We start from the raw sequence: 20,646 nt of genomic DNA, 5'->3' as shown, positions 1-20,646 counted from the left end.
GATGTCCGGTATGCCGAGGTTCATCGCGGGCAGGCTGGCCATCGCGGTCATCACGCTGGGCGTCCTGTCGGTCGTCGTGTTCTGGGCGACCGAGATTCTGCCCGGCGACGCGGTCGGGGTGCTCTCGGGAAGCGATGCGACCGAGGCCGAACGCGAGGCCGTGCGGGATGCGCTCGGCCTCGACCGGCCTGCCCTCGACCGTTACCTGGAATGGGTGGGCGCGGCGCTGCGCGGCGACCTCGGCGATTCCATGGTCACCGGCAGGCCGGTGAGCGAGATCCTCCTTCCCCGGTTGGCGAACACACTCACCCTGGTCACGGTCGCCATAGTGCTGATCGCCGTGGTGTCGGTGACGGTCGGACTCCTGTCCGGGATGCGGGTGGGCGGCAGACTCGACCGTGCGCTCACCACAGCCACGATGAGCCTGATCGCCACACCGGACTTCCTCCTCGCAACGCTGCTGCTCACCGTGTTCGCCACCGTGTTGGGACTTTTTCCCGCTGTATCCCTGCTCCCGCTGGGTGACTTCGCCTGGCAGCACCCCGAACTCCTCGTGCTGCCCACTGCGGCGTTGGTGCTCGGCGGTCTCGGCGGCACCACGCGGCTCGTGCGTTCGAGCGTGATCGGTGTCATGCGCGCCCCCTACATCGAGAACGCCCAACTCAACGGCGCACGCGGCCTCCGGCTGGCCGTGGCGCATGTCCTGCCGAACGCCCTGGGCCCCGGGGTCCAGGCACTCGCGATCATGGCGGCCGGGTTACTCGGTGGGGGGATCGTCGTCGAGACGTTGTTCAACTATCCCGGCATCGGATTCGAACTCACCCAGGCGGTGGGCACTCGCGACGTGCCCGTCGTCGCAGGATTGAGTCTGGCGCTGAGCAGCTGCACCCTGCTGATCCTGCTGTTGGGCGATCTCGGCGCTCGCGTGCTGGCCAGGCCGTCGGCTTCGGGCGGGACCTCATGAGGACCGGCAGGCGCGGTATCGCCGTCGCCCTGTTCGCGGTGGTGCTCTTCGGTCTACTCGCGCCGCTGTTGCCGCTGGGATCGGCGACGGAGGTGCAGGGGCCCCCGTTCGCAGCGGCATCCGGCGCACACCCGCTGGGAACCGACTTCCTCGGCCGCGACACCCTCGCCCGAGTCGCTGCGGGCGGACAGACGCTCATCATGCAGGCACTCACCGCCACCGCCACCGTGAGTGTCGTCGGTGTTCTGCTCGGTGCGGTAACCGGCATGACCACCCGGCGGTGGAGTGCCGTGCCGCTGCGGATACTCGACGGACTCTCCGCGCTGCCTCCACTGTTCATCCTGCTGCTGCTCGCTTCGGGCACCCCCGGAAACGACCTCGTGGTGGTGGTCGCGATCGTGGCCGTCACCACGCCCTTCTCGGTCCGTGTCCTGCGCGAGGCGACCCGTCAGGTCTACGAGACGGCGTTCGCCAGAGTTGCCCGGGCACGAGGAGACAGTGTCCTGCAACGCCTTCGCCACGACATCCTGCCGGGAATCACCGAGGCCATGTGGGCCGATGCCGGGGTGCGGTTCGTCGCGGCGGTCCAGCTCGCGGCCACAGCGGGATTCCTCGGCCTCACCGCAGGTGCGCCTGCGGCGAACTGGGGCCGGATGGTCCGCGAGAACGTCGTGGGTGTCGGGATCAATCCGCTCCCCGTTCTGGTTCCCGCCGCGCTGATCATCGCGCTGGCCCTCGGCTTCACGCTGCTCATCGATCGCCTCTCCGCCCGTACGGGCGCCGATATCGGTGCGGCGGCGGGCGCATGACCATCGTGGAGATCGACGAGCTCAGCGTGCACGCCGCCGACCGGCCCATTGTGGACTCCGTGACCCTTCGAGTCGGTCCCGCCGAGATAGTGGGCTTGAGCGGACCCTCGGGGGCCGGAAAGACAACACTTCTGCACACCATGATCGGTCGACTGACGCCCGGCGTGCGGCAGACTGCGGGCACCGTCCGAGTATGCGGTGCGGATCCGTTCAGTTCCGAAGGCCGACGAGCCCTGCGCGGTCTGCAGGTCACCTACCTTCCGCAGGACGCGGCCGGTGCACTCAACCCGGCTCACCGGGTGCGCTGGCATCTCGATCAGGTTCTGCGTCGCACTCGGCCAGCCTTGTCCCGGACACACCGCGCCGAAGAGATCGACCGAGTCCTCGACTCGGTCCGACTGCCCCCACGGCTGCTCCGCTCTCGCCCGGCCGAACTCTCCGGCGGACAGGCCCAACGGGTCGCGCTGGCCGCCGCACTGCTGCCTCGGCCGAGGCTTCTTCTGCTCGATGAGCCCACCAGCAACGTCGGCGCGGCGACTGCACGCGAGTTGGCGACCGTGCTGGGCACCGCGATCGACCCGATGTCGATCGTCGTGGTCAGCCACGACGCCGACTTCCTCACCGGACTCGCCCATCGGGTCGAGCATGTCTCCGACGGTCGCATCGTGCCGGCTCCTCGCCGGCGGTGCCGTCCCCAGGAACGCGCACCGAGCCGGCGTGACACCGTTGCGGCCCTCACCGCGAACGAGATCACCATCGCCTACGGTTCCCGTGAGCTTCTGGTCGACGGCTCCTTCTCCGTGGGCCGCGGCGAATGCCTCGCCATCCGTGGCGAATCGGGCGCAGGCAAGAGCAGTCTCGCCCGCTGCCTCGCAGGGCTGCAACGACCGCGCTCCGGCGTGCTCGCCCTCGATGGTCGGCCCATCCCGTGGCCCGTCACCGCCCGACAAGGTAGCGCTCGGATCGCGGTGTCCTACGTCGAGCAGGATTCCCAGGCCGCCCTCGCACCGTGGGAACGAGTCTCTCGAACACTGCATCGGGCCCGCGTCGCAGCACTTCGCCACGGTCTGTCCCCGATGGAGGAACCAGACCTGCTGGCCGCTGTGGGCTTGCCACCCGATGTCGCCGAGCGCACGCCCGGCCAGTTGAGCGGCGGGCAGCGGCAGCGGGTGAATCTGATCAGAGCACTCGCCTCCTGCCCGGAGGTGTTGATCTGCGATGAGGTGACGGCCTCACTCGACGAGGCGACCGAGGCTCACGTACTCGACACACTCGACGGAATCCGCGCCCGTCTCGGGCTGACCGTCGTGCTCATCACACACAGCGATCGCGTCGCCGCTCACGCGTCCCGTTCCCTCCATCTCGCCGAAAGCCGACTGACGTGACACGACATCCTCTCTTCCGCCTCGTCCGCCCTGTTCGAGGGTTACTGCTCGCCGCCTTGGTCGCTCAGGCATTGGCCTCCGCCGCCGTCGTGGTGCCCCTGGCGGCACTCGTGCAGTTCGGCGGCGCCTGGATCACCGGTTCCACCGGGGGTGCGGGCATGCCGATCGCCATCGCCGTCGTGTCCGCCATCGCGGGAGTCCTCTTCGCATCACTCGCCAGCTGGTTGTCCCATCTCGCCGACAGCGCCGTTCAGCTCGACGTGCAACGACGACTCATCACCGCGTTCTCCCGACAACCTCTGAGCTCTTTCACCAAGGAGGGAACCGGGCGACTCAAGAAGGTGGTGCACGATGACGTCGGAGCCATCCACTACCTCGTCGCGCACACCGTGCTCGATGTGACGTCCGTGGTGATCACTCCGGTGACGGGCCTGGTGGTGCTGTTCGGGATCGACTGGCGGTTCGCCATCCTGGCGCTGCTGCCACTGGTTGCCGGAACCACCTTGTTCCTACATGCGATGCGTGGTTCGGGTGCGAACTTCGCCGTCTACGCCAAAGCCCAAGGCGACATCAACTCCGCGATCGTGGAATACGTCCACGGAGTCCCGGTGATCAAGGCCTTCGGCCGGGCCCGAGGCGCGCAGGAGGCGTTCGCCCGATCGGCCGACCGATTCCACGACTTCTTCCGCGCGTGGTCCTCGTCCACCTCAGCGGCGACCACCGCCTCGTGGATGGTGGTCGCTCCCGCTGTCACGTTGACAGCGTTCGCGGGCGTTGCCGCGCTCGCCATCATGGCGGGCTGGGCATCGGCGAGCTCGGTTCTCGCCCTCGCACTCATCGGCCCCGCGATCAGCGCACCCATCGCCGTCATCGGCCCACGGCTGCAGGCCATCCGTACCGGTGCCGCAGCGGCACAGTCGATCACCGCAGTGCTCGATCGAGAGCCCACACTGTGGGGAGACGGCAGAGTGAAGCCGGCCGACAACCGGTTGCGATTCGATCAGGTCACCTTCGGCTATTCGCCAGATCAGCCTGTTCTCAAGGGATTGACGGTCGAGTTCGTCCCCGGGGCGATGACCGCGTTGGTCGGGCCATCCGGTGCGGGGAAGTCCACCATGGCCGCCCTCATCGCGCGTTTTCACGATCCACAGAACGGAACCATCAGCATCGGGGGCGTCGATGTCCGACAGTTCACTGCGGAGTCCTTGTACCGCACGGTGTCCTTCGTCTTCCAGGACGTCGTGCTCCTCTCCCGCAGCGTCCGGGACTATCTGACGAGCGGGCGCCCGGTCGATGACGAGACCATGCACGCAGCTGCTCGTGCGGCATCGGTCCACGATCGTGTGCTGGCGACTCCGCTGGGGTATGACTCGGTCATCGGCAAGGACGTCGAGTTCTCCGGCGGCGAGGCACAACGGCTCTCCATCGCCAGGGCACTCCTATTGGACACACCGATCGTCGTCCTCGACGAGCCCACCGCCGCTGCCGACCCGGAGACACAGGCCGAGATCCAGGCCGGAGTGAGTGCGCTCGTCCGAGGTCGCACGGTGGTGATCATCGCTCATCATCTGACGACCATCACCAAGGCCGACCAGATCCTGGTCCTGAACGACGGTGTTCTCGTCGAACGCGGCACCCACTCCGAGCTGATCGCCGCCGAAGGCGGTTACCGCAGGATGTGGGACGCACAACAGCCAGCCAAGGAGTCACACTGATGTTCACGATGTTGGTCGGTCTGATGCGGCCGAGAGAAGCCCGCCAACTACGCGAACTGGCTGGCTGGCTGGTTATCGCAGCGGCCCTGCAAGGGATCACGCTCGCCTTGTGCGTGCCCTTCTTCGAGGCTCTTCTCTCGCCGGATCCTGCGACGAGCATTCCCTGGTTGGTCGCGCTCGCCCTCCTGTGCGCCCTGTACATCGCCGTTCAGTCCGCGTCGCAGGAGATCGCATTCAGAGTCGGCAGCGAGACCGCACGAGCTCTGCACCAATTGCTCGCCGAACACATCGCGACCCTGCCGCTCGGCTTCTTCACCCGCTCGAAGGCGGGGCACCTGGTCGAGGTCAATACCACCGGCGTCCCCGCGCTGATGTCCTACCCCGCTATCCTGCTGCGCCCGCTGATCACCGCAGTCGTGACTCCAGCCGCCGCCGCGATCACACTCCTCACGGTGGACTGGCGCCTTGCTGGCGTGTTGCTCCTGGGCAGCACGATCGCGGCTGCGGTCTCCCGAGTCGCGCGCGAGCGGGTCAAGCGAGCCGATGAGGAACGGCATGCGGCAAGCGATCGAGCTGCCACTCTGGTTCTGGAGTACGCACGCGCCCAGCAGGTCCTACGGACCACCGCAGATGATCAATCGAATGAGCTGGATCGGGCGTTGGTCGATGCCGGTGCTGCGGGAAGAAAGTCCATGGCGGCGGTTATCCCGGGACTGGTGGCCTTCTCGTTCACCGTGCAACTCGCCTTCAGCGCCTTGATCGCCGCAGGCGCCGTCCTCGTCACCGGTGGTGATCTGGCTGCGGGCACGTTCCTGGGATTCGTGATCGTCGCCGCACGATTGACATCGATCGGCGCCTCCGGCGCGGAACTCGGCACCGCCGTGCAGCTGAACGCGGGCAGACTCGCGCGGGTTCGCAATATCCTCGAAACCGACCCGTTGCCGGTCCGCGAACCGGTCGACCCGGGCCCACCGATCACCAGGGCGGACGCCATCGTCACCGTCGACAAGGTCGGTTTCGCCTACGACGACCGAGCACCGGTTCTCGACGATCTCACGTTCGCGCTACCTCCTCGTGGGCTGACGGCGCTGGTGGGAGCGAGCGGCTCAGGGAAGACCACCATTGCTCGACTGCTGGCACGGTTCTGGGATGTTCGGTCCGGCGTGATTCGTATCGACGGCAGGGACGTGCGGGAGCTGTCACCGGAACAGCTCTACGCCCGGCTCTCCATCGTGTTCCAAGACGTGTATCTCTTCGATGGTTCCATCGAGGACAATGTTCGGATCGGCCGTCCCGATGCCACCGAAGCAGAGCTCGCGCGGGCCTTGGAGCTCGCTGGCTTGGCGGATCTCGAAGACACCTTCCCCGAGGGGATCGCGACCCAGGTAGGCGAGGGGGGACGGCGGCTGTCGGGTGGCCAGCGCCAACGGGTGTCGATCGCGCGAGCCGTCATCAAGGCCGCGCCCGTCACCATCATGGACGAGGCGACCGCAGCGCTCGATCCGGAGAACGTCCACATCGTTCATCGCGCTATGACGGTGCTCGCCGGGTCGGGAAGCGTACTGGTCATCGCCCACAACATGAACACCGTTCGATCTGCGGACCAGATCCTGGTGTTGGAGAGCGGCAGGATCACCGCAAACGGACGGCACGAGGAACTCCTCGCTCGCGATGGGGTCTACGCCAGGTTCGTCGCAGCACGTGCGGCAGCGGAGCAATGGTCGATCGGTTAGCCGGAAGGAGTCACGAAGCTGGCAGCGGGCCGTCATTGGGAGAACGTTCCCGGTGATCTGCGTATGAAAATCCCCCCGAAGCACGATCGCCGATCACGACCCCAAGTAGATCACCGCGCGGCCCCTTGCCGATTGCATGACCGATTCGCTCAACGCGGCTCGGCTGGTTGCATAGGGCGCAATGCCAGGGCGGGAACAGGGAGCAACAGGTGCCGACGAGGACTCGCCGAGTAAGTCCGCGGCTGCTCCCCGTCATGGGCGGCCGCACACGACCCGAAGAGAGAACCCCGTGACCAGAACGATCAGCATCCGCTCGCACGGCGGCCCATCGGCCCTGGAGACCGTCGCGGCTGAAGTGGGTAAACCGGGCACCGGCGAGGTCAAGATCATCCAGGACGCCATCGGAGTCAATTACGTCGACATGATGGCCCGCACGGGCCTCTATCCGGTTCAGCTACCTGCGGTCCTCGGCTTCGAAGCTGCCGGAACAGTCACCGAGGTCGGGCCCGGCGTTGCTGGCGTATCGACGGGCGACCGTGTTGCGTACTTCTTCGTCGAGGGTGCTTATGCGACGGAGCGGGTGGTCTCGGCTGCGTCGCTTATCCGACTTCCTGCCGACATCTCGAACGAGGTAGCTGCCACGTTTCTGGCCAAGGGCCTGACCGCCTGGATGGGCTTGCGGGCCATGCACCACCTCAAGTCTGCGGACACGGTGCTGGTGTTGGGCGCCTCGGGAAGCGTCGGCTCGATGATCTCGCGCTGGGCCACGTCGCTGGGTGCGACAGTGATCGGTGTCGCGGGATCGTCGAACAAGCTCCCGAAGGTCGCTGCCGCTGCCACCCACGCCTTTCCCTCCCACGACCCGCACCTCGACGCGAAGATCAAAGACATCGCACCAGCAGGCGTGGACGTCGTTTACGACCTCGTCGGGCAGGCGACGTTCGCACTGGCTGCCGCGAGCGTGCGTAAGGGTGGGGTGATCGCCGCGATCGGCGCGGCATCGGGACAGCCGTCGCCGACCGGTTTCGGTCTCGCGCAGCGGCAGGTCGAGGTCCGCAGCGGCGGGGCACCAGAATATGTACGCGGCCAGGCAGTCGCGGTTGCCACCGCTGAGTTGTGGGATGTGATCCGTTCCGGCATTTTCAGTGACCTCGACATCGCTCGTTACCCCTTCGACGACGCCGCGCGCGTGCATGCGGATTGGGAGCAGCGGCGCCTGAATGGCCTGCCGGTCCTGATCGCATGATGCCTGCGGTGCCCGGGCGGTTGCTCTGAGCGGGCAGAACGGCTGCTGTCCAGAGCGAGGCATCGAGTGGGTGGATGGCCAATTCGACCGCCGCGGATTCGCGCTACCGCCGATCGAGAGCGGAGTCCCAGGTAGTCGCCTACCTCGGTGCTGCCCACCTTGATCAGCCGTACGCACGAATGACCCGGCCGGTGCTGTCGCCTTCGACGCAATCGAGGTAGTGGTCGATGAGCTCGTTCATGGGCACCGGCCGCATACCGGGGAAGTGTTCGGCGAACGCATCGACGGAGTCACCGATCATCGTGGGGCTCACGGTGTTGATCCGCATACCTCGCGGTAGCTCGATCGCGGCCGACAGCGTGAAGCTGTGCAGACCGCCGCTGATGACGCCTCCGCCGGTGACATGCGGCCATGCCTGGTCGGCGAAAATGCCTGACGTCAGGGTGAAGGAGGCGCGTTCCGCGCAATAGCGCTGACCGGTGAGGACTAGATCTACCTGCCCGAAGAACTTGGCCCGCATGTTCTCGTGCAGCGCCGTCGCAGTCAGGGTGGCGAACTCGTCGAGTGCCCCGTGTGCCGCGATGCTCACGACGGCGTCGACCGCCCCGATCTCGCGGTACATGGCGTCGATCGTCGCGGGCGCGCTCAGATCGACGTGCACGTCACCGGAGGTGCGTCCGGCCACCACCACGTCGTGGTGTCGTGATCGGAGGGCCGGGACCAATCGTCGCCCGATAGTGCCTGCGCCACCAATAACGACGATCCTCACTGTGCGTTCTCCTTCTGTGCTGCGGTTTCCGGCCCGACGGGGTGCAGTTCGAGGCCCTGCGCCAGCAGGGTGAGCGCATCGGCATCAGCGGTACCGGGTTGCGCATAGAACAGCCCTATCTGTTGGTCATCGTCGGGAAGGGTGACTGTCTCGTTCGACAAGGTCACTTGTCCGACAACCGGGTGGTCGAGTTGACGTAGGTAGTACGAGCAGGCACGGACCGGACGGCGAACCCACATTCGCGCGAACTCCGGGCTGTCGACGGCGAGCCGACCGATGAGACGTTCAAGTTCCGGATCAGCCGGATGCCGCGCTATCGCCTGGTGCAGCGCCGCAACGGTGACCTGTGCCTTGGCCTGCCAGTCGCGGTATAACGCGCGGTGGTGCGGGTCGAGGAACAACATGCGGGCGATGTTCGGCCGGACCCGGCTGTCCGGGGCATCGAAATCGACATGCCCCGCCAGCAGGGCATGACCGAGCCTGTTCCACGCGAGGACATCGGAACGGTGATCGATCACGACCGCCGGTATCGCGGACATGGTCGCGAGCAGGACACGAATCGAAGGCCTCAGGGTGCTTCTGCTGGATCGGAGACGAACCGGTCGTCGCGGCGAGGCGAGGATCCGCAGGTGTTCGTGCTCGGCGGGCTCGAGCCGCAGCGCCATGGCCAGCGCGTCGACGACGGCGCCGGAAGCGCTGGTGCTGACGCCCTGTTCAAGCCGGGTGTAGTACCCGACGCTGACCCCGGCTAGCTCGGCCAACTCTCCCCGGCGCAGCCCGGAGACTCGCCGGTGGGTGATACCGGGCTCAATGCCCGCCTCTGCTGGGGTGAGGCGTTCCCGCCTGCTGCGCAGGAACCCGCCGAGATCGTTGCCTCGTTTCCTGATCATCGAACCATCGTCGCGCTGACCGACGACTTCCGCCTGCACCGAACACGGATACCTTCACGGTTCGGGGGCCTGCTCATCGACGACCCATGCTGAGAATTCGTTCCACGCCGAAACTCGTTCTCACGCAAACGGTCGATCAGTGTGGTTCTTCGAATTGACCCGAGGATCCCGTTCCGCTTCGATCTCCAGCCGGGCGGTGTTTCCCAGGCTGAGCTGCTGTGACTGTGTGATCGCGTGGTCGAGCTGTTCGGCCAGCCGGGGGATGGTGGTCGACATCAGGTAGGTCTGCGCTCCGGCGTCCAGCATGCGTCGGACCGGGCCCTGGTAAGTGATCCCGAGTTCGCGGTCCTCGATCTCGGCGACGACGACCCGCGCCTTGGGATAGACGGTGCGCAGGCTTGCGATCAGCTGTGGGCTGACGGGCGGTACGAGCAGCACATCTGCCGTTCTCGGTGCCGCGTGCATGTCCAGCACGATGTAGTCCGGGCCGAGCTGGGCGGACAGCGACGCCCTCGCCGAAGCGGACAGTTTCATCGCGGTGGCGACCACCAGCACGTCGCCGAAATCCATGGCAGGTTCGCAGACGGCCTCGTCCGCAGGTACGGGGCCGGCGTCATCCTCGATCGACGCTGTGGTGGACGAGATCGTCGCGATCACATCGCCGTCCCGGGCGATGAGCAGCCGATCCCCCGTCCCGAGGCGGTCGATCAACGCCACGAGGTCTTCAGGAAGGCGCGACACGTCGATGCGCGCGACGTGCTCGTCGCTCACCGGTCCTGCATTCTGCGGTCGCCGTCCCTCAGCGCTGTCGTCATCGCAACGCGAGTTTTCCACATCCGGACGGGGAACACGCCGCATCCCTGCGAGTCGATCGGCCGGTACCGAGACGCCGCTTCACGGCACCGTCGACTCCGTGCGGAACCAAGCCGAACCCCCCATTGACTCCCCCACCAATTCTTCGCTCCGCACCCGGTCACGACCGATACGGCAACCGATCCGCGCGAGTGATCGGCGGACATAGGTTGCGGCTCGCTGATGGGCCTGCCTGGCCCGTAACCCGATCAGGGAGTCGTCGATGTCTTCTGTCCTCTGTCGTCATAGCGCCGACGGCGCTTCTCGGAAGGCCACCGCATGAGCACGTTCGCGCGGGCCGCCGTTGTCGAGGCGCAGGACGGGCCGTTCCAATTCCGCGACATCGAGATCGAGGAACCACGTCCCGACGAGGTTCTCGTGCGCATGGTCGCGGCCGGGATCTGCGCGACCGACGCCCAGGTGCGGGCGCAGCGGATGCCGACTCCACTGCCGGTGGTGCTGGGGCACGAGGGTGCGGGAGTGGTCGAGCGGGTGGGGGCCGCGGTCACCTCCGTCGAGCCAGGCGACCACGTCGTCCTGTCCTATCACTCATGCGGCCGCTGCAAGCCGTGCGTGTCCTCCCACCCGGCCTACTGCGACGAGGCCTGGGCGACGAACTTCGCGGGCGCGCGACTGGACGGCTCGAATGCGCTGCACGTCGCCGACGGGGTTGAGCCGCGCGGCCATTTCTTCGGCCAGTCATCCTTCGCGACCCACGCTCTCGCCCACCAACGCAACACGATCAAGGTTCCCGCCGACCTGCCCTTGGAGACCTTGGCACCGCTGGGTTGCGGTTTGCAGACCGGCGCCGGGGCGGTGTTCACGGCGCTCGCCGTCCCGATGGGCGCGTCGTTTTTGGTGTTCGGAGTGGGGGCGGTCGGGCTGGCAGCCGTCATGGCTGCTCACGTCGCCGGTGCGGCCACGATCGTCGCAGTCGACGTTGACGCGGGCAGGCTGGAATTGGCTCGGGAGCTGGGCGCCACGCACGTCGTCGACCCAACCCGGATCGAGGATCTGACGGCCGCGCTGCGGGCGATCGAGGGACGCGGATTCGAGTACGCCCTCGATACGAGCGGCCGCAAGGAGAACCTCGACGCCGGCGTCGGCGCGTTGGCGAACCTGGGCCGGTTCGGCTTCGTGGCGTTCCACGAGGGCGGCGGCGCGATGATCGACGCCGGTCGACTCCAGGTCGGACAGAGCCTGCAGGGCATCATCCAGGGCGATGCCCTCTCGCCGCTGCTGATCAACGAACTCGCGCAGCTCTATCGAGCGGGTCGGTTCCCGATCGACCGCCTGCTGTCCTTCTACGATTTCTCCGACGTCAACGCCGCGTTCGACGCCGCGGGTTCCGGTGGCGCCATCAAGGCGGTTCTGCGTTTCACCTGATGCGGAATCCCCATTGCTTTCGAATTCGTAATCCGCACCGATTCTGGTTATCAGAGAATAACGAGAGGTAGCTCGTCGATGTGTCATGACGATCAAAAGTCCATCAATGTCGATGATTCGCCGGGTTTCTACGCAATCGACCACTACGGGTTCCCCCGTGCCGGGGCCGACGATCCGGTGGACCCCGAGGAGTACTACCCGGCTTATCTACAGAGCGAGCGCTTCCAGAGGTTCGGCTACCACACCGAGGAACTGCGTGGCGGTTTCCACTGGGTCACCAGCGCCGGTTACGACGCCGCATTCGTGGTGACCGAGGCAGGCGTGATCGCCATCGACGCGCCGCCGACGCTGGGCGAGAACATGCTGGCAGCGATCGAGGAGGTCACCGATCTACCGGTGACCCATGTGATCTACAGCCATTGGCACTCCGACCACATCGGAGCGGCCTCGGTCTTCGGCCCGGATGTCGAGATCATCGCCCACCGCATCACCAAGGAACTCCTGGAGCGGTTCCCGGATCCGAAGCGTCCCGTGCCGACGACGGTCTTCGACACCGAGTTCGTCCTCGAGGTGGGCGGTGCGCGGTTGGAGTTGTCCTATAAGGGCGAGAATCACTGCCCGGGCAACATCTTCATCTACGCGCCGCAGCAGAAGGTCCTCACGGCGGTCGACATCCTGAGCCCGGGTAGCGCGACCTTCATGCACTGTGACGCCTCGCAGAACATCACCGGGTGGTATGAGGCGCACGCTCAGATCCTCGAGTACGACTTCGACTTCTTCGTCGGCGGACATCACATGCACTACGGCACCCGCGAGCAGGTGAAGCTGTGTGTGGAGTACTTCGCCGACATCCTCGAAGGGGCGACGGCGGCGGTGGAGCGTTTCGGCCGCTCCGACGCACTGGTTGATATCCTGGCTGGCGCGGGTGATCTTCGGACCTTCGTCGGCGTGGAGAACTGGATCAACTCCATGGCCAACCACACGACCCGACACGTCCTGGAGAAGAAGACCAGCGACGGCAGGCTGTGGTGGGAGCGGTTGGCCGGCGTCTCCACCCAGACCAAATACCACGCCTACACGGTGTTGGAGTCGATCCGGCTGGAACGCCCGCGCCCGGACTACCGGTTGCGTGGGGAGAACCCGCCCGCCTTCCAGACCTGATGCCCAACTGATAAGAGCACGACCATCGTGGGCGGTGCGACGGGGTGGTGCCTCGAACTCCGATCGCACCGCCACCGTGGTGTCGGCCCCAGCCGCATGGTCGGATGCCGGTAGGGAATCGCGCTCTTCCGCCAGCCCATCCCTACTACGGGTTCGACCAGTTCAGCCGGCACCAACGCCGCGCCGGACGCGACGAGCCGGCCGAGCCCCGTGGCGTGAGCCAGGCACGATGTAGTCGTTCGGGTCGAATGCGCATGAGGACCCATGAATTCACCGCTCGTGGCCCGCGTGGGTGTGCCGAAGTTGCACTCGCTCGTTGATACCGAGTTTGGCGAACACATTGCCGAGGTGGTGACCGACGGTGCGGTGGCTGATGCGCAGTCGGGCCGCGATCTCTCGATTCGTCAGTTGTTCGGCGGCCAGCCGGGCGACCCGTTGTTCCTGGGCGGTGAGTCGAGAGAACTCGGCGATGTCCGGCGCCCTGCGGCTTCCCGGTGGTCCGGTGAGCTCCAGTTCGCGCTGTGCTCGGCGACGCAGCGGTTCGGCGCCGAGGCCGTCGAACAGCGCGCGGGCCTCACCGAGTCGAGCACGGGCCGTGGTGCGTCGGCGGCCCCGGCGTAGCCATTCGCCGTAGAACAGCTGCGCACGGGCATAGAACAGCGGATGTGATCGAGCACCGGGCATGTCGAGGGCGGCGAGGAAGGCGCTCTCGACATGGGGGCCGCCGAGCAGGGCGCGGATGAGTTGTGCGGCGGAGTCCGCCCACGATGCCTTGGTGCGTCGCGCCCAGGTATGCAGCTCTCGGGCTCGTTTCTCGGCGAGATCGTGCCTGCCGACGTAAACGGCGGCCTCGGCGATGTCGAGCGAGGCCAGCAGGGCGAAGGTCGGGTGTGCCGCGGCGTGTCCCGGTTCGGTCAATCGGATCAGGCTCGCCAGCGCCTCCTCCGGACGCCCCTGGAACAGCGATGCCATGCCCCGGTTCCAGTAGGCGGCCGCGGTCAGCGAGCGCACGCCCTGCGCGAGGGACCCCTGCAGCACTCGGGCTCCCGCCTCGGCGACGAGGTCCTCCTCGCCGCGTGCTGCGGCAAGCCAACCGAGGCTGTTGCGGCATTGGGCGGCGATGTGGTCGGTGCCGACCTGTTCGGCCAATCCCAGTCCTTCGCCGGCCGAGGATTCGGCCGCCGCCCAGTTCCCGGCGAAGTTCTCCAGAACGGCCGTCTCGGCCAACACCACGGCGAGCCGGGCACGTTCGTCGCGTCGCCGTAGATCCGGGGTTCGACGACGCAAGGCCTCGCCCATCGGTTCGTCGAGGCCCCAGGCGTGTCCGAGGTAGGTCGGCGGCAGCAGGCGGGAGACCGCCGTTCGAGCCGTGACGGTCGCATCGGGGACGTCGGTCGCGATCGCCGATGTCGGCGGCACCGCTGGCCGATCGGTATCGCGCCACCAGGCGAGCAGGGCTGCCCAGCCGGCCCGGCCGTCGACGTCGAGTTCGAGCAGCCTGGTGAGCGCGGCGGCCTGAAGGTCGTCGCGGGCGGCGGACCAGCTCGCGCGCAGGGCCATCGTGCCCAGCTCCAGCGCCGTGCCCGGGTCCGTCACGCGGTCCATGTCGATGGTCAGATAGTGGTAGGCGCGATCCGGTCGTCCCCTGGCGATCTCCAGGAGTCCGCGCAGACCTCGGCTGCGGCGGGCGATGTGGTCGCCGGGGGCCAGCCGTTCCGCGTCGTCGAGCAGTCGTTCCGAGAGCGCCGGCCACCCGGCGTCCCAGGCGGCTCGCGCCGCATCGGCGAGCCGTTTCGACACGTCGATGGGTAGGGACGAGAGTTCGGCGGCCCGCCGCAGCTCGCGAGCCGCAGCCGAGGTGGCTCCGCGAAGCAGGGAGTGGGCCGCGGTCCGTTCGAGCAGGGTCGCGATCTGCTCGTCGCGGTCGTCGGCGACCTCGGCGAGGTGCCAGGCGTGGTGTGGGGACTCGTCCGACATCGCCTCGGCCAGTGCCCGGTGCACCCGACGTCGTATCTCGGCGCCACTGCCCGCATACACGGCTCCGCGCACGATCGGGTGGCGGAATTCGATCTGGTCGTCCCCCACCTGCAGCAGTCCGGTGTCGATCGCCTCGTCCCAGGCGTCGTGAGCTCCCAAAGCCCGGCCCGCGCGCTGCACCGTGCGGCGGTCGCCGTCGCATTCGGCGGCTGCAAGCACGATCAGCAGTTGCGCGGGGGCGCTGAGCGCGTCGAGTGCGGCGCGGAAGGCCCGTCGCATTCGCGGCCCGATGGGTGTCCGGCCGCGAATCCGATGTTCGTCGTCCTCGGCGCTCTCGCAGATCCCGGCCGACTCCCGTAGTGCCAGCGGGTTGCCGCCCGCCTTCGCCACCATGTCGGCCACCGCCACCTCGTCGGTGGGAGCGGCCACCGCCGCCAGGAGTTGCCGGGCGCTCGCGTCGGTGAGCCCGTCGACCCGCAGCTCCGGCAGGCCTTCCCAGCGGCGGGCGGCCGGGTCGTGCTGGTCGGCGAGCACGATCACCACGGGGTGTGGGTGCAACCGTCGGGCGACGATGCCCAGACACCGCGCCGTGGCGTCGTCGAGCCACTGTCCGTCATCCACGGTGACGAGAACGGGCCGCTTGTCGGCGAGCCTGCAGAGCAGCGACAGCACGGCCGCTCCGACCACGAGCGGATTCGTCGGCTCGCTGCTCGATCCGGCGGCGCTGCGAAGCGCCGCCGCCTGTGGCGCGGCCAAGGACTCGAAGTGTTTCGAGACCGGCCGTAGGAGCCCGTGCAGCCCCGCGAAGTCCAGTTCGGACTCGGCTCGGGCGGCCCGGTGGCTCAGCCGGACGAACTCCCCGGCCCGGTGGTGGACGTGTTGGACCAGGGCGGTCTTACCGATTCCAGGCTCACCCCAGAGCACGAGCGCATCACCGATTCCCGCGCGGGCTTGGTCGAGGAGCGCATCGAGCGCCGTGGTCTCGGCGTGGCGGCCGAACAATCGTGGCGGGGAGGCCGAGATCGGGGTCCCGGCGCGCGGCTCGTCAGGAGACCCCGCCACGCCGGGCTGGTCGCCCACCGCACGCAGCCAGCGCGGCGCCGCGTCATCGAGCTGCTTCGGCCGGATCGGTTTCGTCGAAGCGGCACCGCAGGCGGGGCGCAACCGGGTGTTCGGTCGTCGTCCGTCGTTCACCGCAGGTCGTCACGGGTAGGCGAGTTGGTCATGGGCCCCAGGCTGCCCAGCATCGGACGGCGACACCAAGTGTGACGTGACCTGATCATCAAAAATGACTCGCTCTACTATTCTGGGCTGATGAGCGGCTCCCAACCGATCGACGGGTCTTTTGCCTCCCTCGCGGCCCAACGTGCCGACGCCGATTTCGAGCACATCGACGAGGAGGTATGCCGCAGCTTCCAACGTTCGGTCGAGGCCGTCGGTAAGAAATGGACCGCTGCGGTGCTTCTGGCAGGGCTGCGGGGCGCCCGCCGATTCGTCGAATATCGCGCGCGTATCCCGGGGATCTCCAATCAGCTGTTGTCGCAGCGTCTTCGCGAACTCGAGGCGCGCCGGCTGATCGAGCGCATCGTGGTGCCGACCACCCCGGTGCAGATCAGCTATCGACCCACCGAACGCGGGAAGAGCCTGATGCGGGTCCTGCATCCCCTCGTCGCGTGGAGTACGGAGAACGAGTAGCGGGTGACGCCCTGAGAACGCGGACCGATGGTCGGGCTGGGTCTCCAGGTCCTTACGGTCATTCTGCGCGGTTCGCCGAGGATCGGATACGCGTCAACGGAGTAGGTGCCCGCTCCACTGGCTCGCTCGGAGGCAGGTGCATCAGCTCGGGTATCGATGCTCGCGACGACATTCCATCGGTACTGGTCGGCTGGGGTAGACGCCGATCACGCCCGCGAGAATCACCGTCTCACCGGAGATCGATCCTGCCTCGATACATCGAATAGGGCGTCACAAGGGTCCTCGTCGTCGCGAGGAGAACGGGCAGGCCAAGCCGCGCAAAGCTACGACGACGATCACCGCCGCCAGGACGAACAAGACGCCTAGCATTGCGAAAGTGAGGGACGCCCCGACCGTCAACAGGTTGTCCGAGAGCCACGACCACGTGAAAACGATGGGGGTAGTCGCAGCGAGGGTCCGTAGGGCTTCCATGGTTGGCCCCCACCTGGTGTTGACAGCCGTTACCCACCATTCTTCCCGCGATTCGATGGGAGAGGCTCTCCGGTGCGGGTCGTTGGGACACCGGTGGCGCAGCGCGCCGCCGATGCCCCGGCTGCTCTACCGCCAGCGCAGCAGATTCCCGGTCGTGTTGCGGGCTAGGAACAGGGTCAGATACGCCTGGGCGGCCATGACGCCGATGCGGTGTTCGCGGCCGTAGTAGGTGTTCTCCGAGTTCGCGTCGTAGGTGCGGCCATCGGTGAAGCGCGACATGAGTGCGAGCTGGTCCTCGTTGTGCAGTCGTTCCCACTCCGACGCTGCCGGGTCGATTCCGGTGTCCTGGCCGGTGAGAGCGACCAGCAGGTCGAAATTCCCGAAGTAGAACGGGAAATGGGTGCCCCAGTCGTTGCCCTCCGGGTAGTAGATCTCGGCCGAGCCGGGCCGGTAGATCGGAGTGCTGCCCCCGTCCGGTAGCGGGAACTGCTTGTCTACCAGGGCGGAGTACGTCCGATTGATGTTGTGCAGTGCGGCCCTCGGGGCGGCTCGCCGCGCCAGGCCGAAGACGAAGCCCTGATAGAGGCTCTGATCGAACGAGACCATGTAGAGCGGATGCAGCCGAGCGTGATTCTGCAGGGTGCCGTCGTCCTCGATGTTCGTGCCCTGCAACCAGGTCGACAGCCGAATGCCGTTGATCGTCTCGTTGCTCGTGAGATCTGCCGGGCAGGCCGCACCTGCCAACAGCAGTTCCACGTTCCGACGTCGCCATCGCGCGATATTGCGATGCCGAGGCATCATCACCTCGGCCAGGGAGAGTGCGGCCGCGCTCCAGCTGTTCTCCTCCGCCTTGCTGTCTCCCGGCGAGACAACGGTGCCATCGCGGCGAGTCATGTAGAGCTCCGCACCGCTTGTGCCGACGAGGTGGACATCGTTTCCGGTGGTCAGTCGGTCGGCCTCCCAGGCCAGCATCGCGGCGAGGTGATCGCGTTCGGTGTCGTCCAGTTCGTCCCAGAACAGCCAGCCCGCCAAGGCGGTGTAGAAGGCCCACAGTGCGGTCTGCCAACCACTGCCCCACCTCGTCGCGGTGTCGTCGTTATTGGCTCGGTGGCGGGCGGCGAGGGTCCGGACGAGATTGTGGGTTCGGATGGTGGCGTTGGCCGCAGACAGCGTCCGGGGATCGTAGGTGTCGGTGATCAACGCGGTGGTGGTGGCCACGGCGGCCATGGCGGGCAACCTGATCGCCCGCTCATCGGTCCCCTGGAGGTCGATGTAGCCGTCCGGTAGATAACGCGTGTACCTGCCCGCATACCAGGGACCGACCAGATAGCGGGAGCTGCCCGCCAGAATGGTCCGGATCCGTGTTCCGGCCGCGTCCGACCCCGGATAGGACCCCAGGCTCTGCCAATCGATGGGTCGGACGCCGGTCCCGGGGGAAGCCGCGACGGCGGCGGGAGCGGGCACGCCGAATGCTGCTGCGGCCCCGAGAACCCCCGCGGTGCTCAGTAACCGGCGGCGGGAGAAAGGCGGAAGGGCATGCATGGGCGCTCCTATTCCAGGCCGGATATCCGAGCACATCGAGCATGGCAGTATCCCGGAGCCGCGACAAGGGTCTAGACCATTCCGCGTCTCTCTGGTATTTCGGCCGGTGGCTCGGCTGCGGATGAACGGCGGTTCAGACATCGACCGGGCCCAGCACGATGGCCGGACGACGGAGCCCTGACCCCCGTCTCCGACGCACCGAGTTCGACGACTGCACAGGCATGAACACGGCTACGACGACTCGGTCATCAGCGCATTCGGCGCAACCAGCGCGCAGCTGGGACCGCAATTAGGGCATCGGAGTGTTATCCGGTCGATCAATCGGGTGGGATCGAAATGAATAGACCCGAGGCGCCCACAGACTGTTCCCATCGGTATGCACGCCACGACATCGCCCTTGTCCTCGTCGAAAGGTCTGTCATGTTGGGTGCTTATGGTGCAGCGTTAGCCGCAGCCCTGTCATTGTTGATCTCGCCTTCCACTGTTGACCCCGCAGCACCGGTTCCGCCTATTCCTCCTGCTGATTGGCCGGTGTCCGAGGAAGTGGCCCGTGAACAACTCGCCACGTTGACGGTCGCACCGGAAGGACCGATGGACGGCTATTCCCGAGAACTCTTCCCACACTGGATCTCCTGGGGCGATCGTTGCAACACCCGCGAGCTGGTGTTGATCCGCGACGGCAGCGACGTCGAGGTCGACCAGGAGTGTCGCGCGGTGACCGGGACCTGGTGGTCGGTCTACGACGACGTCGAGGTCAGCCCCGCATCCGGTGTGGACATCGATCACATGGTCCCGCTCGCCGCAGCATGGCGCTCCGGCGCGGACGAATGGGATACAGCCCGACGCAGGCAGTTCGCCAATGATCTGGAGGCTCCGCAACTGTTTGCGGTCTCGGCACGGTCCAATAGGTCCAAGGGAGACCAGACACCGGCCGACTGGGTTCCCCCGGCGACCGGCTATCACTGCACCTACGCCGTGCACTGGACCGAGGTGAAGACCCGCTACGACCTGACCATCACCGATGACGAGCAGGCCGCTCTCTCGGGAATGCTCGACACCTGTCCTTGATCGAGGTCGCCGATCGGATCCAATAACGGAGATCGATCTCGACCGCACATTTGATCATGGCCGTGCACTAATGATCGTCTGATCCCCTGCGCCTCGCCCAACAGAATTCTGTTGTCGGGGGGTGAATCAGGAATAACAGTGCACGGATCACTGGTCCCCTTGCGGGATCGGTGAATTCCAGCGAAACGCGGTGGCCCGCGAGGCCACCGCGTTCGGCTTTCGCAGGCGCGACGAGAATGGGTCAGCGCAGTCGGGCGAGCCTGCGTCCTTCGAGGACCGCGGCGAGGGCGTAGGCACCGCCGCCCGCAAGCGCGAGCACCCAGAACGGGCCCGCGCCGGTGAGGAAGAGCGCAGCGGTGGAGATCAGTGCCAGCCAGCTACCGAGGCTGTGGTGCAGGACGTTACGCCGCACCGCGCCCTCGGCGATGTTGATCAGACCGACGACGAAGGCCGCACCGGTCGGATACAGGACATTCTGAATCTCGGTCGGCAATTCGACCGTACTGGTCAGGCCGCTGATCGCGAGGATGAGTGCGATGAAGCCGGTGCCCCAGGCGCTGCCGACCATCTTCTCACTGGCGACGACGTCTTTGCCCGCGCCGACCTGAGCGAACCGGGCCCCGATGAGCGAGCCTGCCACCCCGGGCACGATGCCGATCGCGAGCAGGGTGAACGGCACCCAGCTCGGCAAGGCCAGCAGTGGGTCGACGCCTGCGCTCACGGCGAAGGCGCCATGCCCGAACACGAAGGCGAAGGCGAAGCTCAGATACGGGCCTCGACTGTCGATCGGGCCGGGGCCGGGCACCTCCGCCGAGGTGTCGACGGCCTCGGCTGTGGTGGTGGAGTCGGTCATGGTGATCCTCCGGTCGATTCGTCGATATCTGGACATGGGTCGATCGCGATAGGTGTGTCGGTGCTGGGATGAAGCCAGGGCGGGCCGGCCGGTGTCGTCGCGGCCCGTCGCGGCCGCCGCTTCGAAGCGG

Annotated in this window: 16 protein-coding genes; 10 read left to right on the top strand and 6 right to left on the bottom strand. The window is 66.9% G+C overall.

Going from position 1 to position 20,646, the window contains the following annotated elements; all coding sequences use genetic code 11:
• Positions 1-10: 10 nt before the first annotated feature.
• From BKA25_RS12770 to BKA25_RS12745, 6 genes are all read left to right on the top strand, one after another.
• On the top strand, positions 11-964 hold the full coding sequence (locus BKA25_RS12770; protein WP_069853706.1) for an ABC transporter permease: 954 nt from the start codon (positions 11-13) through the stop codon (positions 962-964).
• Positions 961-1,773, top strand: coding sequence for an ABC transporter permease (locus BKA25_RS12765; protein ID WP_084643019.1), 813 nt, complete (start codon positions 961-963; stop codon positions 1,771-1,773). Before BKA25_RS12770 ends, BKA25_RS12765 begins: the two co-directional genes overlap by 4 nt.
• The gene (locus tag BKA25_RS12760; protein WP_069849582.1) at positions 1,770-3,158 is read left to right on the top strand and encodes an ABC transporter ATP-binding protein; all 1,389 of its coding nucleotides are present in this window, start codon (positions 1,770-1,772) and stop codon (positions 3,156-3,158) included. The genes BKA25_RS12765 and BKA25_RS12760 overlap by 4 nt, the downstream gene beginning before the upstream one ends.
• Positions 3,155-4,873, top strand: coding sequence for an ABC transporter ATP-binding protein (locus BKA25_RS12755; RefSeq protein WP_069849584.1), 1,719 nt, complete (start codon positions 3,155-3,157; stop codon positions 4,871-4,873). Before BKA25_RS12760 ends, BKA25_RS12755 begins: the two co-directional genes overlap by 4 nt.
• Positions 4,873-6,606 (top strand): ABC transporter ATP-binding protein, encoded by a 1,734-nt coding sequence (locus tag BKA25_RS12750; RefSeq protein WP_069849586.1) that lies wholly within the window; start codon positions 4,873-4,875, stop codon positions 6,604-6,606. The genes BKA25_RS12755 and BKA25_RS12750 overlap by 1 nt, the downstream gene beginning before the upstream one ends.
• 289 nt (positions 6,607-6,895) lie before the next feature.
• Positions 6,896-7,852, top strand: coding sequence for a zinc-binding dehydrogenase (locus BKA25_RS12745; RefSeq protein WP_216637720.1), 957 nt, complete (start codon positions 6,896-6,898; stop codon positions 7,850-7,852).
• Positions 7,853-8,015: 163 nt separating this feature from the next.
• On the opposite strand, the gene BKA25_RS12740 is transcribed toward BKA25_RS12745, so the two are convergent.
• The 3 genes from BKA25_RS12740 to BKA25_RS12730 form a co-directional block, all read right to left on the bottom strand.
• Positions 8,016-8,621, bottom strand: coding sequence for a short chain dehydrogenase (locus tag BKA25_RS12740; protein WP_069849588.1), 606 nt, complete (start codon positions 8,619-8,621; stop codon positions 8,016-8,018).
• Positions 8,618-9,511 carry a helix-turn-helix transcriptional regulator gene (locus BKA25_RS12735; RefSeq protein WP_069853708.1) on the bottom strand — a complete coding sequence of 298 codons (894 nt, stop codon included), beginning with the start codon at positions 9,509-9,511 and terminating at the stop codon, positions 8,618-8,620. Before BKA25_RS12735 ends, BKA25_RS12740 begins: the two co-directional genes overlap by 4 nt.
• Positions 9,512-9,631: 120 nt before the next feature.
• Positions 9,632-10,282 carry a hypothetical protein gene (locus BKA25_RS12730; protein ID WP_069853709.1) on the bottom strand — a complete coding sequence of 217 codons (651 nt, stop codon included), beginning with the start codon at positions 10,280-10,282 and terminating at the stop codon, positions 9,632-9,634.
• A 360-nt stretch (positions 10,283-10,642) separates the two neighbouring features.
• Between BKA25_RS12730 and BKA25_RS12725 the strand changes: the two genes are divergently transcribed.
• Together BKA25_RS12725 and BKA25_RS12720 are read left to right on the top strand one after the other, a co-directional pair.
• The gene (locus BKA25_RS12725; protein ID WP_069849590.1) at positions 10,643-11,749 is read left to right on the top strand and encodes an NAD(P)-dependent alcohol dehydrogenase; all 1,107 of its coding nucleotides are present in this window, start codon (positions 10,643-10,645) and stop codon (positions 11,747-11,749) included.
• A 78-nt stretch (positions 11,750-11,827) separates the two neighbouring features.
• The gene (locus tag BKA25_RS12720; RefSeq protein ID WP_157421083.1) at positions 11,828-12,910 is read left to right on the top strand and encodes an MBL fold metallo-hydrolase; all 1,083 of its coding nucleotides are present in this window, start codon (positions 11,828-11,830) and stop codon (positions 12,908-12,910) included.
• A 270-nt stretch (positions 12,911-13,180) separates the two neighbouring features.
• Here BKA25_RS12720 and BKA25_RS12715 read toward each other — a convergent pair whose 3' ends face one another.
• Positions 13,181-16,081 (bottom strand): AAA family ATPase, encoded by a 2,901-nt coding sequence (locus BKA25_RS12715; RefSeq protein ID WP_216637721.1) that lies wholly within the window; start codon positions 16,079-16,081, stop codon positions 13,181-13,183.
• A gap of 120 nt (positions 16,082-16,201) precedes the next feature.
• Between BKA25_RS12715 and BKA25_RS12710 the strand changes: the two genes are divergently transcribed.
• Positions 16,202-16,582 (top strand): winged helix-turn-helix transcriptional regulator, encoded by a 381-nt coding sequence (locus BKA25_RS12710; RefSeq protein WP_069849591.1) that lies wholly within the window; start codon positions 16,202-16,204, stop codon positions 16,580-16,582.
• 597 nt (positions 16,583-17,179) lie between these two features.
• Here the strand turns inward: BKA25_RS12710 and BKA25_RS12705 are convergent.
• The gene (locus tag BKA25_RS12705) at positions 17,180-18,595 is read right to left on the bottom strand and encodes a hypothetical protein (RefSeq protein WP_069849595.1); all 1,416 of its coding nucleotides are present in this window, start codon (positions 18,593-18,595) and stop codon (positions 17,180-17,182) included.
• 531 nt (positions 18,596-19,126) lie between these two features.
• Here BKA25_RS12705 and BKA25_RS12700 point away from each other — a divergent pair.
• Positions 19,127-19,663, top strand: a complete 537-nt coding sequence (locus tag BKA25_RS12700) for an HNH endonuclease family protein (protein WP_236750270.1) — start codon at positions 19,127-19,129, stop codon at positions 19,661-19,663.
• Positions 19,664-19,904: 241 nt separating this feature from the next.
• Here the strand turns inward: BKA25_RS12700 and BKA25_RS12695 are convergent, their stop codons facing one another.
• Complete coding sequence (locus BKA25_RS12695) at positions 19,905-20,516, bottom strand: ABC transporter permease (RefSeq protein WP_069853712.1); 612 nt, start codon at positions 20,514-20,516, stop codon at positions 19,905-19,907.
• Positions 20,517-20,646: the final 130 nt, after the last annotated feature.

This window comes from Actinoalloteichus hymeniacidonis, from assembly GCF_014203365.1.
In the GTDB taxonomy this organism is placed as follows: Bacteria; Actinomycetota; Actinomycetes; order Mycobacteriales; family Pseudonocardiaceae; genus Actinoalloteichus_A; species Actinoalloteichus_A hymeniacidonis.
Note: the sequence above shows the minus strand (reverse complement) of the source record. Positions and strands in the feature narration are given on the sequence as shown.